This is a genomic window from Pseudomonas sp. KH_021, assembly GCF_057838865.1.
The window spans coordinates 826,845-841,231 of the sequence record NZ_CM174477.1 but is presented as its reverse complement, the minus strand read 5'-3'; the positions used below and the strand labels follow the sequence as shown (position 1 = coordinate 841,231).

Genomic DNA, 14,387 nt, shown 5'->3' with positions numbered 1-14,387 from the left:
GTCCATGGGTAGCCGCTGCTTTGCGTTGAATCAGTGGCGCGACTCGCCCTGGTTCGTCGGCTTCGCATGAATTCGCACGCCTCGGGCCAGCTCCTGGACAAAAAGAGATTAGGGATTGCCATGCGCCACACTCGTACATTCGCCTCATTGCTGGGCCTGGGCCTGTTCGCCCTCGCCCTGCCCAGCCAGGCCACCAGCAGTCTGGTATTTTGCTCCGAAGGCAGCCCGGCCGGCTTCGATACGGCGCAGCACACCACCGCGACCGACAACGACGCCAGCGAGCCTCTTTACAACCGCCTGGTCGAATTCGAAAAAGGCGGCACTTCGGTGCAGCCTGCGCTGGCCACACGCTGGGAAATTTCCCCCGATGGCCTGACCTATACCTTCCACCTTCGCCAAGGGGTCAAGTTCCACGCCAACAAGGCGTTCAAACCCAGCCGAGACTTCAACGCCGACGACGTGCTGTTCACCTTCAATCGCATGCTCGACAAGCAACACCCCTTCCGCGCGGCTTATCCCACCGAGTTCCCCTACTTCGTGAGCATGAGCCTGGACAAGAACATCGCCAACGTCGAAAAGGCCGGCGATCACACGGTCGTGATCACGCTCAACTCGGTAGACGCTGCCTTTATCCAGAACCTGGGGATGAGCTTCGCCGCCATCCTCTCCGCCGAGTACGCAGGCCAACTGCTGGCCACCGGCAAACCCAGCGATATCAACCAGAAACCGATCGGCACCGGCCCCTTCGTGTTCCAGCGCTACCAGAAAGACACGCAGATCCGCTATGCCGCCAACAAACAGTACTGGGACCCGGACCAGGTCAAGCTGGACCAGCTGATCTTCTCCATCAACACCGATGCCTCGGTACGGGTACAGAAGCTGCGCAAAAATGAATGCCAGTTGACGGTAAACCCACGCCCGGCCGACCTGGTTGCGCTCAAGGCCGACCCGAAACTGCAAGTGATCGAGCACCCCGGCTACAACCTCGGCTACATCGCTTACAACGTCCAGCACGCCCCCTTCGATAACCTCAAAGTGCGCCAGGCCATGGACATGGCGGTCAACAAACCCGCGATCATCCAGGCCGTGTATCAACAGGCTGGCCAGTTGGCCAGCAACAGCATGCCGCCGACCCAGTGGTCCTATGACGACAGCATCCAGGACGCCCCCTACAACCCTGAGCAAGCCAAGGCCCTGCTCAAGGAAGCCGGGGTCAAGGAAGGTACCGAGATCACCCTCTGGGCCATGCCGGTCCAGCGTCCGTATAACCCCAACGCCAAACTGATGGCCGAGATGCTCCAGGCTGACTGGGCGAAAATCGGTATCAAGGCCAGGATCGTCAGCTATGAGTGGGGCGAGTACGTCAAGCGTGCCAAGAACGGCGAACACGACGTCGTCCTGCTGGGCTGGACCGGCGACAACGGCGACCCTGACAACTGGCTCGGCACCCTGTACAGCTGCGATTCGATCGGCAGCAACAACATGTCGCTGTGGTGCGATCCGCAGTTCGATGCGCTGGTCAAGCAAGCCAAGGCCATCACCGACCAGGACGAGCGCTCCAACCTCTACAAGCAGGCGCAACAACGCCTCAAGCAGCAAGTGCCCATCACTCCGATTGCCCACTCCACTGTCCACCAGCCGCTGAGCGCCAAGGTGGAAGGATTTGTCGTCAGCCCCTTCGGCCGCACGGTGTTTTCGGGTGTAAGTATCGAGTGACCTAACCCTTTTCACCTCTCTTCGCGACTGCTCACAACAGCCGCGATGAGGCCGGTTTTGCTCAAAAAATGTGAGCAGCCGTTTTTGACCAGGTTTCACCGCAGCACCGACCCATGAGGTCAACCATAAAAATAGAAAATAAAGGAGCTTCACCTTGCGATTGACCAAAAAGGCAATACTGGCACTTTCCATAAGCGGGTTATCGACCCTGGCCCACGGCGAATCCGCCAGTCAGGAATACGTGCCCTTCTCACTCAAAGGCAACGCCCAGGCCGAAGCGCCAGGGTTCATCGAGGGGCAAAGCCTGGGGGGCTCGACCCGCAACTGGTACGCAAACGAGTTGCTGCGCCGCGGCGACAGCTTCGTCTACCAGAAGCATGGCGAATTTCTCGAAACGCCACGCCGGATCAACTGGGTCCAGGGCACGATTCTCAACTACACCTCAGGCTTCACTGAAGGCACCGTCGGCATCAGCACCGAGGTCGCCGCCTACAACGCCCTGGTGCTGGACCACAGCCGCAAGGACATCGCCAACGGCTCCAACCGGACCCTGGCCAAGAACAACGGCGATGCAGTGGATCAGTGGAGCAAGTTGGGCCTGGCCAACGTCAAGGCGCGGATTTCCAACACCACCCTGACGGCCGGCCGGCAGAACTTTTCCAGCCCCACGGTTGATGTAATCGGCAACCGCGCGCTGCCGTCGAGCTTCCAGGGCATCAGCTTGCACAGCGCCGAGTTCGACAACCTGTCCTTTGACCTGGCGACCTTTGATCGGGTCTCGCCACGAACCGAGCAGAGCCTGTCGAAGTTTCGCTCCGTATATTCGGCCAACGGGGCCGAGACGGACCACGTGCGGGTTGCCGGGCTGACCTACCAGCCACTCCATAGCCTGACCACCCGCCTCTATGCCACCCGTGCGGAGGACTTCTGGGACCAGTACTACTTCGGTGCCAACCACGAACTGGGTGATAGCTCGGTGCTCGGCCTGACCACCGGCCTGAATTACTACAAGACCCAGGATTCGGGCAGCAAGAAACTGGGCGACATAGACAATGACACTTTCAGCCTGTCCCTGGGCCTGCGTCACCTGGGCCACACCTTAAGCTTCGCCTACCAGCAAGTGTCGGGTAACGAGTACTTCGACTACCTGCATGAAACCAACGGTATCTACCTGGCCAACTCCCTGCTCTCGGACTTCAACGGCCCGAACGAGAAGTCCTTCCAGATCTCATACGTGATGGACATGGCCCAATACGGCGTTCCAGGCCTGAAATTCAATATCTACCAGGCACGTGGCTGGGGTATTGATGGCACCCACTACAAGGGCACCGCCTATGACGTGCGTGATCAAGATGGTGAACACCATTATGAGTACGGCGTCGGCACGTCCTACGCTGTGCAGAGCGGCCCACTGAAAAGCACCTCGATCCGGGCCACCTACACCACCCACCGCGCCAGCGAGTTCCAGGCCGATGGCAGCATCAACGAGTTCCGCGTGGTGACGACCATTCCGTTCAACATTCTGTAGGTTCAACCGGGGCGGCCGATTCGACGAATCGGCCGCAGCGGCTAATCTGGATTATTGATTGCAGAGGCATACATGAAACTGCTTTCCCCACAGGCTGCCCTGGCAGCCGCCCTGTTGAGCGTCACCATGGGCATCTCGGCCAAACCGCTGGTGGTCTGCACCGAGGCAAGCCCCGAGGGCTTCGATGTGGTCCAGTACACGACCGCAGTCACCTTTGATGCCGCTGCCGAAACCGTCTTCAATCGCCTGGTCGACTTCAAGCCAGGCACCACCGATATCGAGCCAGCCCTGGCCGAGTCCTGGGAGATCAGCCCGGACGGCCTGACCTATACCTTTCATCTGCGCCAAGGCGTGAAGTTCCACACCACTGACGGGTTCACACCCAGCCGCGCGTTCAACGCCGATGATGTGGTCTGGAGCTTCGAGCGCCAGCGCGATGTGAAACACCCCTGGCATAACAAGACCAGCGTGGGCTTTCCCTACTTCGAAAGCATGGGCTTCAAGGAACTGCTCAAAAGCGTCGAGAAGGTCGACGAGCACACGGTGCGCATGACCTTGACTCGCCCCGAGGCACCCTTCTTGCGTGACGTGGCGATGGGCTTTGCGTCGATCTATTCCGCCGAGTACGCCGACCAGTTGCTCAAGGCCGGCAAGCCCCAGGAGCTCAACAGCAAGCCCGTCGGCACCGGGCCGTTCATCTTCGTGCGTTACGCCAAGGATGCCCAGGTGCGCTTCAAGGCCAACCCGGATTACTTCCGGGGCGCGCCGCCCAGCAAGACGCTGGTGCTGGCGATCACCACCGACAACAACGTGCGCCTGCAAAAGCTCAAGGCCAACGAATGCCAGATCGCCTTGTACCCCAAACCCGATGACATTCCCGGCATGAAAGCCGACCCCAATCTCAAGGTGACCGAACTGGAAGCCTTGATGACCGGTTACACCGCCATCAACACCACGCACAAATACCTAGGCGATGTGCGGGTGCGCCAAGCGATCAATATCGCATTCGACAAGCAGGCCTACACCAACAGCCTGTATGGCAAAGGCAACGCACGGGTGGCAATCAACCCTTACCCACCGACGCTGCTGGGCTTCAATGCCACGCTTAAAGATGCGCCGCGAGACCTGGACCACGCCCGCGATCTGCTCAAGCAAGCCGGGGTACCACCCGGCACCGTCCTGACGCTGTTCACTCGCAACGGCGGCGGCCCGACCAACCCCAACCCCCTGCTCGGCGCCCAGATGATGCAGGCGGACCTGGCCAAGATAGGCCTCACCCTGGACATCCGTGTGATGGAATGGGCCGAGATGCTCAAGCGGGCCAAAAACGGTGAACACGACCTGGTGTCGACCGGCTGGTCCGGTGACAACGGCGACCCGGATAACTTCCTCACACCATTACTGGGTTGTGATGCCGCCAAAAACGGCGAAAACTACGCTCGTTGGTGCAACAAGACCTTCCAGGACCTGATCGACAGCGCGCGCATCAAAACCGAACCGAGCGAGCGCGCCGCCCTCTATGAAAAAGCCCTGGCCATCGTCCACCAGGACTTGCCATGGATCAGCATGGCCCACCCGAAAATGTTCACCGCAATGCGCAGCAACGTAGAGGGCTATCAGATCAGCCCGCTGACCAATAATAACTTTGCCACCACCCAGGTGAAGTAGATCGAACGCTCGCCCGCAGCCCGCAAGGGCTTGCGGCGGGAACGCCAGACCGGCTGATGAGGTACCACAGAAGATGTTTAGTTTTATTGCCCGACGCCTGGGATTGTTAATCCCGACCTTTTTCGGCATCACCCTGCTGACGTTCGCCCTCATACGCCTGATACCCGGTGACCCGGTAGAAGTCATGATGGGTGAACGCCGAGTCGATCCCGAAATGCACGCCCAGGCCATGGAACGGCTCGGTCTGAACAAACCGCTGTACGCGCAATACCTGGACTATGTCGGCAAACTGGCCCAGGGCGATCTGGGCGAGTCGTTGCGCACCCGCGAAAGCGTGTGGCATGAGTTCACTCAATTGTTTCCCGCGACGCTGGAGCTGTCGATTGCCGCCCTGATCTTCGCCGGCACCCTGGGCCTTTTGGCGGGCGTCATCGCGGCGCTCAAGCGAGGCTCGCTGTTCGACCATGGGGTGATGGGCATTTCCCTGGCCGGGTACTCGATGCCGATCTTCTGGTGGGGCCTGATCCTGATCATGTTCTTCTCGGTGAGCCTTGGCTGGACGCCGGTCTCCGGGCGCATCGACCTGCTCTACGACATCGAGCCGACAACCGGCTTCATGCTGATCGACACGCTGCTAAGCGATGAAGAAGGCGCCTTCAAGGATGCCCTCATGCACCTGATTTTGCCGGCGATTGTGCTCGGCACCATTCCGCTTGCAGTGATTGCGCGCATGACGCGCTCCTCGATGCTTGAAGTATTGCGCGAAGACTATGTGCGTACCGCCCGTGCCAAGGGCCTGTCGCCGGCCCGCGTGGTGTTTGTCCACGGCCTGCGCAACGCGCTGATCCCGGTGCTGACCGTGTTCGGCCTGCAAGTCGGCACCCTGCTGGCTGGCGCGGTACTGACCGAAACCATCTTCTCGTGGCCCGGCATCGGCAAATGGCTGATCGAAGCCATCGGCGCCCGAGACTACCCCGTCGTACAAAACGGCATCCTGCTGATCGCCTGCCTGGTGATCCTGGTCAATTTCGTCGTGGACATCCTCTACGGCCTGGCCAACCCACGCATCCGTCATCAGCGCTGAGGTCCAAGCAATGAATACCCCTATCCCCACCCCCGTGCCCGCAGCAGCGCCCGACCAGAGCCTGCTGTATCCGTCGCCGTACAAAGAATTCTGGCAGCACTTCTCCAAGAACAAGGGGGCTGTCGCCGGCTTGCTGTTCATGCTGCTGGTGGTGTTCTGCGCCCTGTTCGCCCCCTGGGTCGCGCCCCATGACCCGAGCGAGCAATACCGCGACTTTCTGCTCACCCCTCCGGTGTGGTTGGAAGGCGGCCAATGGCAATTTATCCTGGGCACCGACGAGCTGGGGCGTGATTTGCTGTCCCGCTTGATTACCGGTTCACGGCTGTCGCTGCTGATCGGTTTGTCATCGGTGGTGATGTCGTTGATCCCGGGCATCCTGCTCGGCCTGCTGGCCGGTTTCTTCCCGCGTCTCCTGGGCCCCGGCATCATGCGCCTGATGGACGTGATGCTGGCACTGCCATCGCTGCTGCTGGCCGTGGCCATTGTCGCCATCCTCGGCCCTGGCCTGATCAACACCGTCATCGCCATTGCCATCGTCTCGCTGCCTTCCTATGTACGCCTGACCCGCGCGGCCGTGATGGGCGAGCTCAATCGTGACTACGTCACCGCGGCGCGCCTGGCCGGTGCCAGCTTGCCGCGCCTGATGTTCATCACCGTGCTGCCCAACTGCATGGCGCCGCTGATCGTGCAGGCCACTTTAAGTTTTTCCTCGGCGATTCTGGATGCCGCTGCCTTGGGTTTCCTTGGCCTGGGCGTTCAACCTCCTACGCCTGAGTGGGGGACCATGCTGGCCTCCGCGCGCGACTACATCGAACGCGCCTGGTGGGTCGTGAGCCTGCCTGGCCTGACTATTTTGCTCAGCGTGCTGGCCATCAACCTGATGGGGGACGGGCTGCGTGATGCCCTGGACCCTAAACTCAAGAATGCCGCCTGAGGAGATTCCCATGTCACTGCTGCAAATCAAGAATCTCAATGTGCGCTTTGGCGATGCCAGCGCGGTACCGGTGGTCGATGGCCTGGACCTCTCTGTGGACAAAGGTGAAGTACTGGCCATCGTCGGTGAGTCCGGTTCGGGGAAGTCCGTGACCATGATGGCGTTGATGGGCCTGATCGATGCCCCTGGCAAAGTCACGGCCGACGCCCTCAGCTTCGATGGCAACGACATGCTCAAACTGAGCAACCGGCAACGCCGCAAAGTGGTCGGCAAGGACCTCGCCATGGTCTTCCAGGACCCGATGACCGCGCTCAATCCCAGCTACACCGTAGGCTTTCAGATCGAAGAAGTGATCCGCCAACACCTTGGGCTGTCCGGCAAGGCCGCGCGCCAGCGGGCGTTGGAGCTGCTGAAAAAGGTAGAGATCCCGGCCCCCGAAAGCCGCCTGGATGCCTACCCCCACCAGCTCTCCGGCGGCATGAGCCAACGGGTGGCGATTGCCATGGCCATCGCCGGCGAACCCAAGTTGCTGATTGCCGACGAACCCACCACGGCCCTGGACGTAACCATTCAGGCGCAGATCATGGAGCTGCTGCTGAACCTGCAGCGCGAGCAGAACATGGCCCTGATCCTGATTACCCATGACCTGGCCGTGGTGGCCGAAACCGCCCAGCGCGTCTGCGTGATGTACGCCGGCCAAGCCGTTGAAGTCGGCCAGATACCCGAGCTGTTCGACATCCCGGCACACCCCTATACCGAGGCCTTGCTGGCGGCGATTCCCGAGCACAGCGAAGGCGCAGAACGGCTGGCGACCCTGCCAGGCATTGTCCCCGGTCGCTATGACCGCCCCCAGGGCTGCCTGCTGTCGCCTCGCTGCCCCTATGTCAAAGACAACTGCCGCCAACAGCGCCCAGGCCTTGATCCCAAGGCCCACAGCCTGGCCCGCTGCTTCTACCCGTTGAACCAGGAGGTGGCGTGATGAGCGTCGTTCTTACCGCCCGCGACCTTACCCGTCACTACGAAGTCTCTCGCGGCCTGTTCAAGGGCCATGCGCTGGTGCGCGCCCTCAATGGTGTGTCGTTTGAACTGGAATCCGGCAAGACTCTCGCCGTGGTCGGCGAATCGGGTTGCGGCAAATCCACCCTCGCCCGCGCCCTGACCCTGATCGAAGAGCCGTCTTCCGGCTCGCTGAAAATTGCCGGCCAGGAAGTCACCGGTGCCAACAAGCAGCAGCGCAAGCAACTGCGCCGCGATGTGCAGATGGTGTTCCAGAGCCCCTACGCCTCGCTCAACCCACGGCAGAAAATCGGTGACCAACTGGGCGAGCCGCTGTTGATCAATACCAACCTGTCCCGTGCCGAACGCCGGGAAAAAGTCCAGGCGATGATGCAGCAGGTGGGGCTGCGGCCTGAGCATTACCAGCGCTATCCGCACATGTTTTCCGGAGGGCAGCGCCAGCGGATCGCCCTGGCGCGGGCGATGATGCTGCACCCCAAGGTGCTGGTGGCCGATGAGCCCACTTCGGCACTCGATGTGTCGATCCAGGCGCAGGTGCTAAACCTGTTCATGGACATGCAGGAGCAATACCAGACGGCCTATGTGTTCATCTCCCACAACTTGGCGGTGGTGCGCCATGTGGCCGATGACGTGTTGGTGATGTACCTGGGCCGGCCTGCTGAAATGGGGCCCAAGGAGGATATCTACACCAAGCCGCTGCACCCTTACACCCAGGCATTGCTCTCGGCGACGCCGACCATTCACCCGGATCCTCTGAAGCCAAAGATCAAGATCGTCGGTGAATTGCCCAACCCGCTCAACCCGCCCAGCGGCTGTGCTTTTCATAAGCGCTGCCCGTATGCGACTGAGCGCTGCGCCAATGAAGTGCCGGAATTTCGCCGAGTAGGAACGCGGCAGGTGGCGTGTCACTACGCCGAGCAGTTCCTCTAAAAACGACAATGCCCGCGATGTCGCCATCGCGGGCATTGAGGTGGACCATTGAACTCACGGCTCTGTAGGAGCGACGGGGGCGCCTAGCCCTTGGTCGCGATGGCATCACCGCCGTATTTGGATAGACCGCGGCGATGCCATCGCGAGTAAACTCTGCTCCTACAGGTTTAGTGGTGCTCGCGGGTTGCGCGGAATTTCACATCTGGCCAGCGCTCTTCCATCAGCGCCAGGTTGACCCGGGTTGGCGCCAAGTAGGTCAGGTGACCACCGCCGTCCAGTGCCAGGTTTTCCACCGCCTTGACCTTGAACTCTTCCAGCTTCTTCTTATCGGCGCACTCGATCCAGCGGGCCGACCAGACGGTGATCGGCTCATAGCCGCACTCGACTTTGTATTCTTCCTTCAAGCGGCTGGCGACCACATCGAACTGCAGCACACCGACGGCGCCGAGGATGATGTCGTTGCTGCGCTCAGGGAAGAACACCTGGGTGGCACCCTCTTCCGCCAACTGCTGCAGGCCCTGGCGCAATTGCTTGGACTTGAGCGGGTCTTTCAGGCGCACGCGACGGAACAGTTCCGGGGCGAAGTGCGGGATACCGGTAAAGCCCAGGCTTTCGCCTTCGCTGAAGGTATCGCCGATCTGGATGGTGCCGTGGTTGTGCAAGCCGATGATGTCGCCGGCAAACGCCTCTTCCAGCTGCTCGCGCTCGGACGAGAAGAAGGTCAGCGCGTCGCCGATCCGCACGTCCTTGCCGGTGCGCACATGGCGCATCTTCATGCCCTTCTCGTACTTGCCCGAGCAGATGCGCATGAACGCGATACGGTCGCGGTGCTTGGGGTCCATGTTCGCCTGGATCTTGAAGATAAAGCCGGAAAACTTCTCTTCGATCGGCTCCACCCTCCGCTCGCGTGCCACACGGGCCAGCGGGCGAGGTGCCCAGTCAACCACGGCATCAAGCACATGATCGACGCCGAAGTTGCCCAGGGCGGTGCCGAAGAACACCGGCGTCAGTTGACCGTTGATGAACTCGTCCTGGTTGAACTCATGGCAAGCGCCCTGCACCAGTTCCAGCTGCTCGATAAAGCGCTCGTACTCATCGCCCAGATGGTGACGGGCTTCGTCGGAGTCCAGCTTTTCGATGATCTTCGTCTCGGTCCGCTCGTGGCCGTGGCCCGGGGTGTAGACGATGATGTAGTCGTCCGCCAGGTGGTAGACGCCCTTGAAATCCTTGTAGCAGCCGATTGGCCAAGTGATCGGCGCGGCCTTGATCTTCAGGACCGCTTCGATTTCGTCGAGCAGCTCGATTGGGTCACGGATATCACGGTCCAGCTTGTTGATGAAGCTGACGATGGGCGTGTCGCGCAGGCGGCAAACGTCCATCAGGGCGATGGTCCGGGGCTCTACACCCTTACCGCCGTCGAGCACCATCAACGCCGAGTCCACGGCCGTCAGGGTGCGGTAGGTGTCTTCAGAGAAGTCTTCGTGCCCGGGGGTGTCGAGCAGGTTGATCATGTGCTCGCGGTACGGGAACTGCATCACGGAGGTGGTGATGGAGATGCCGCGTTGTTTCTCCATTTCCATCCAGTCGGAGGTGGCGTGGCGATCGGATTTACGCGATTTCACCGTACCGGCGACGGAAATGGCCTTGCCCATCAGCAAGAGTTTCTCGGTGATGGTGGTTTTACCCGCATCGGGGTGGGAAATAATTGCGAAAGTGCGGCGCTTCGCGACTTCGGCGGCCTGGTGGGTCATGGGAAATCGCCTGACTGGGGGATTCAAAAGGGCGAAAATTATACCCGAACTTACCAGCAGACCAAAATCGACGGCTCCCAACGGCATGCGCAACATCCAGACCGTGGGAGTCGCCGGGTATTATCAGGCCTGCGAATCCAGCAGTTCTTCGCCGATATCCTGGATATCCAGCGTGAGCAGCAGAGGGACGCCCTTCTGCGAGGCGTAACCATACCAATAATCGCCTGTCTGTTTGCGTTGCTCGGCACAGAGCACGGTGCCTCTAAAGGTCGTGATCCGTACGGAAGCGACCCGACTCTTGGCGGACAATTCGGCCAGATCGCTGTATTTCCCGTCTTCGAATATCTCGACGCTCCAGAGTTGCTCTTGCGCAGGGGGCAGTTGATACAAGCCGATAAAGCCGTCGTCATTGAGATAGAAATGACGAAGTTTGCTGTTGAAGTTACGACCTGTTCTGCGGTCCCAGGACTGAATGTCGTAGAAATTTTTGCCCGCGCTGTCTTCAAAGCAACGGAACCAGAACCGATGGGGATCCTTGCCCTTGTATGAGGTCACCGACAACCAATCCGCGTCAAGCCGATAGGCAGCCTCTCGGCCCTCGGGATCACCCTTTATCGGGCCCATCTTCAACTTGCACGCATCCAGATAGCCTTCGAAACCTTCGGTATTACACTCAACAAATGCCACAAATGATTTGTTCCAGTTATGCCTCATCATTGTTCGGACCTCCTGCCCTTAAGTCGTCTGGTGATGGCGCACCTACCCTGCGCCAAGTTTCAAACTACAGGTTGTTGGAGGCGATTGAAGCCCGGGAAATATCCCCTGCGGGACAATCAATGCTGGCCAAACGGAGCTTTAGATGGGAACGCTTTTAAAGCGTGGAGACGTCCATCCCCCTGATACGACCATTCGTCAGGGCATGTAATACCTGCAATTTGGTCTGACGAGGCTGCGCTTATGGCTTACTTCGACCGCCCGCTTGGGTGGCGACGAGCTGCTTATCGCGAACACATTGCCTGCTGCCTGGAATGGCAGCTGCCACGGGCCGCAACGATATGTCGATGCTGATCGTCGGCGCGGTATTGGTCATCCTCTTGGCGATCATCGCCGACCTGCTAATGCGCCGCGCATCGCGGGTAAACTGCCCCCTGTAGGAGCCGGGTTTACCGGAGTGCCGGACCACCGCGATGAATGCACCGCCGTTATTCAGGAAGACCGCGGCGCGTTCATCGCGGTGGTCCGGCACTCCGGTAAACCCGACTCCTACAGGGCCCAGGGCCACAAGGTTAGAATCCGACGCTCGCCTGTACGAACACTGTGCGCGGCTCGCCCAGGTAGATCCCTGAGTTGTTGTCGCTGGAACGGGTGTAGTACTGCTTGTCGAAGAGGTTACGCACGCCCACGCCTACCTTCAGGTTCGACAGCTCCTTGCCAAAGTCATAACCGCCGCGGGCACTCCAGGTCACGTAGCCGGGAATGTTGCCGTACTGGCCGTCGGCGCTCGGTTCGGTGATGTAGTTGCCATTGAAACTGCCATCGGCGTTCATGCCGGTGCCGGGCGCGCGCTGTTTGGATTGGGCAAAGGCGTCCAGGTTCCAGGTCCAGCGATTGACCTCATAACGCAGGCCGGCATTGACGACCTGCCGCGAATAGAACGGCAGGTCACGGCTCTTGAAGCCGGGGATATCACCTTCATAGGTGGCGCGGGTGTAGGTGAAACCGGCGTTGGCGGTCAGGCCTTGCAGGCGCGCATCCAGGGCCGCCAGGTCATAGTGCACGGAGGCCTCGATGCCCTGGTGCTTGGTTGCCCCCAGGTTGGTCCAGCCGATGTCATTGCTGATGTACTGCAGCTCGTCATCGAAGTCGATGTAGAACGCTGTCAGCTCGCCGCCCCAGACGCCGTCGTCATAGCGCGTACCGATCTCGTAGGTCTTGGCCTTCTCCGGCTCCAGGCCATTGGCTGGCTGATCGCCAATACCACCCTGGCCCAACTGGAAGTACTGCAGGCTGCCAAACGATGTTTCGTAGTTGGCGAACAGTTTCCAGGCATCGGACAGGTGATACATCACGCTCAGGGCCGGCAGCGGTTCGTTGCTCTCGATGCTGCGGTTCTTTGCCTGCACACGCGTGCCGTTGGTACCGATCACCGCACGCTCATGCCAGTCGGTGCTGATGTGTTCAAAGCGCACGCCCGGGGTGATGGTCCAGTTGCCGACATCGATCTTGTCATCGATATAGACCGAAGTGGCTTCGGCACCGCCGGTGCGGTCCTGAAACACGTGGCCATCGGAACCCGGACGCACCACTGGCGTGTTGTTGACCAGCGCCAGGCGGCTGGACTGCTCATGCATCGCTTCTTTGAGGTAGCGCGCGCCAACACTGACTTCCTGAGTGGTGGGGCCTGCGAAGAACAGGCGTGACACTCGCGGTTCGATGCCGAAGGTGTGGTAGGTGCGCGGGTAGGAGGACAGGGTTTTCTGGTCGCGCGCGGCAATGGTGCTGCCACGGAAGCTGTCGGTGTAATAGGTCAGCACTTCGAACTGGGTCACGTCGTCGAGCTGGCGTTTGTACTTGAGCGAGACGTCCTTGCGACGACCGCTGAAGTTGTCGTAGTCGCGGTCCGACTGATAGGGGTCGTCATCGAACTGCGCCTGGGTCAGGCCACCAGGCATGTCGGCCTTGCCGTCGTAGTAGTGGAAGTTCAACCACAACTCATCGGCCTCGGTGGGCGCCCAGTGGGTCTTGAGCAACACATCGTCGATGTCATTGCTCTGGTTGCTGCTGCGGTAGCCATTGCCGTTCACGCCCGAGTACAGCAACGCCGCGCCGATGCCATTGTCGGCCGTGCCGCCGATAAACGCCGACTCGATGTGTTTCCAGTGACCCGTGCGCGACGTTTCAAGCGTGGTGGCGACTTCACCGGTCAGTTTTTCCGGGATGGCGCGGGTGACAAAGTTGATCACGCCGCCGACGTTTTGTGGCCCGTAACGCACGGAGCCGGCGCCGCGCACCACGTCGATGCTGTCCAGGTTGCCGGACGAAATGGGCGCCATCGACAACTGTGGCTGGCCGTAGGGCGCAAAGGCGGCGGGCACGCCATCGATCAACACGGTAGACCGCGGAGACAAGCGCGAGGTCAGGCCGCGCACCCCGACGTTCAGCGACAGATCACTGCCACCGGTGCCGTTGGAGTCCTGCACTTGCACACCGGGGACCTTGCGCAGCACGTCCTTCACGTTCATCGCACCCTGCTCAATCATGGCTTCGCGGCGGATCACCGTTCGCGCACCGGGGTGGTTCTGCACCACAGCCTGGTCGGCATCGCCCAGCCAGTCGCCGACCACTTTCACATCGGTCGGGGCCAGTTCCAGGGAGCCGCTGGGCGTCAGGCTGGCACCGTCTTGTTGAGGGTGCAGGACAACGGTGCCCTGGGAGATTTCGTAATCCAGACCACTGCCTTGCAGCAGGGCGCGAAGCGCGGCTTCCGGGGCCAGATCACCGTTGACCGCAGGCGCCTGCTTGCCAGCCACCAGTTCCGGCTTGAAGAACAACTGCAGCGAGCTTTGCTGGCCCAGTTGGGTCAGTGCCGACGCCAGCGGCTGGGCCTGGATATGAATGCTGCTGACGCCTTGTTCGGCGTGGCTGGCCGCGATCGGGCCGCTGACCGCCAGGGCCAGGACCCACGGCAGCAAGCGTGATCGGGAGGCGCAATGGACGGCGAGGGATAACATGCAAGGTGTGTTTTTGTTCACGTCGGAG

The 14,387-nt window shown here is 60.6% G+C and carries 10 protein-coding genes and 1 pseudogene; 8 read left to right on the top strand and 3 right to left on the bottom strand.

Annotated features, from left to right (window positions below; genetic code table 11):
* Window positions 1-120 precede the first annotated feature (120 nt).
* The 7 genes from AC3IX4_RS04000 to AC3IX4_RS03970 all read left to right on the top strand — a co-directional run bounded on the left by AC3IX4_RS04000 (window position 121) and on the right by AC3IX4_RS03970 (window position 8,877).
* A complete protein-coding gene (locus AC3IX4_RS04000) occupies window positions 121-1,716 on the top strand; it encodes an ABC transporter substrate-binding protein (protein ID WP_489259337.1) in 1,596 nt (531 codons plus the stop codon).
* 154 nt (window positions 1,717-1,870) lie between these two features.
* Entirely contained in the window at window positions 1,871-3,244 is a 1,374-nt protein-coding gene (locus AC3IX4_RS03995) for an OprD family porin (protein ID WP_489259336.1), read from the top strand.
* Between the two features lie 72 nt (window positions 3,245-3,316).
* Window positions 3,317-4,912, top strand: a complete 1,596-nt coding sequence (locus AC3IX4_RS03990; RefSeq protein WP_489259335.1) for an ABC transporter substrate-binding protein — start codon at window positions 3,317-3,319, stop codon at window positions 4,910-4,912.
* Between the two features lie 73 nt (window positions 4,913-4,985).
* Window positions 4,986-5,996 carry an ABC transporter permease subunit gene (locus AC3IX4_RS03985; RefSeq protein ID WP_489259334.1) on the top strand — a complete coding sequence of 337 codons (1,011 nt, stop codon included), beginning with the start codon at window positions 4,986-4,988 and terminating at the stop codon, window positions 5,994-5,996.
* A gap of 10 nt (window positions 5,997-6,006) precedes the next feature.
* Entirely contained in the window at window positions 6,007-6,930 is a 924-nt protein-coding gene (locus AC3IX4_RS03980) for an ABC transporter permease subunit (protein WP_489259333.1), read from the top strand.
* A gap of 10 nt (window positions 6,931-6,940) precedes the next feature.
* Window positions 6,941-7,909 carry an ABC transporter ATP-binding protein gene (locus tag AC3IX4_RS03975; protein ID WP_489259332.1) on the top strand — a complete coding sequence of 323 codons (969 nt, stop codon included), beginning with the start codon at window positions 6,941-6,943 and terminating at the stop codon, window positions 7,907-7,909.
* Entirely contained in the window at window positions 7,909-8,877 is a 969-nt protein-coding gene (locus tag AC3IX4_RS03970; RefSeq protein WP_489259331.1) for a peptide ABC transporter ATP-binding protein, read from the top strand. The genes AC3IX4_RS03975 and AC3IX4_RS03970 overlap by 1 nt, the downstream gene beginning before the upstream one ends.
* 167 nt (window positions 8,878-9,044) lie before the next feature.
* Here AC3IX4_RS03970 and AC3IX4_RS03965 read toward each other — a convergent pair whose 3' ends face one another.
* Both AC3IX4_RS03965 and AC3IX4_RS03960 read right to left on the bottom strand, forming a co-directional pair.
* Window positions 9,045-10,628 (bottom strand): peptide chain release factor 3, encoded by a 1,584-nt coding sequence (locus tag AC3IX4_RS03965; RefSeq protein WP_489259330.1) that lies wholly within the window; start codon window positions 10,626-10,628, stop codon window positions 9,045-9,047.
* 123 nt (window positions 10,629-10,751) lie between these two features.
* The gene (locus AC3IX4_RS03960; protein ID WP_489259329.1) at window positions 10,752-11,345 is read right to left on the bottom strand and encodes a hypothetical protein; all 594 of its coding nucleotides are present in this window, start codon (window positions 11,343-11,345) and stop codon (window positions 10,752-10,754) included.
* A 317-nt stretch (window positions 11,346-11,662) separates the two neighbouring features.
* Here AC3IX4_RS03960 and AC3IX4_RS03955 point away from each other — a divergent pair.
* A pseudogene (locus tag AC3IX4_RS03955) lies at window positions 11,663-11,782 on the top strand (choline ABC transporter permease); the annotation flags it as partial.
* Window positions 11,783-11,914: 132 nt separating this feature from the next.
* Here the strand turns inward: AC3IX4_RS03955 and AC3IX4_RS03950 are convergent.
* Window positions 11,915-14,359 (bottom strand): TonB-dependent siderophore receptor, encoded by a 2,445-nt coding sequence (locus tag AC3IX4_RS03950; RefSeq protein WP_489259328.1) that lies wholly within the window; start codon window positions 14,357-14,359, stop codon window positions 11,915-11,917.
* Window positions 14,360-14,387: the final 28 nt, after the last annotated feature.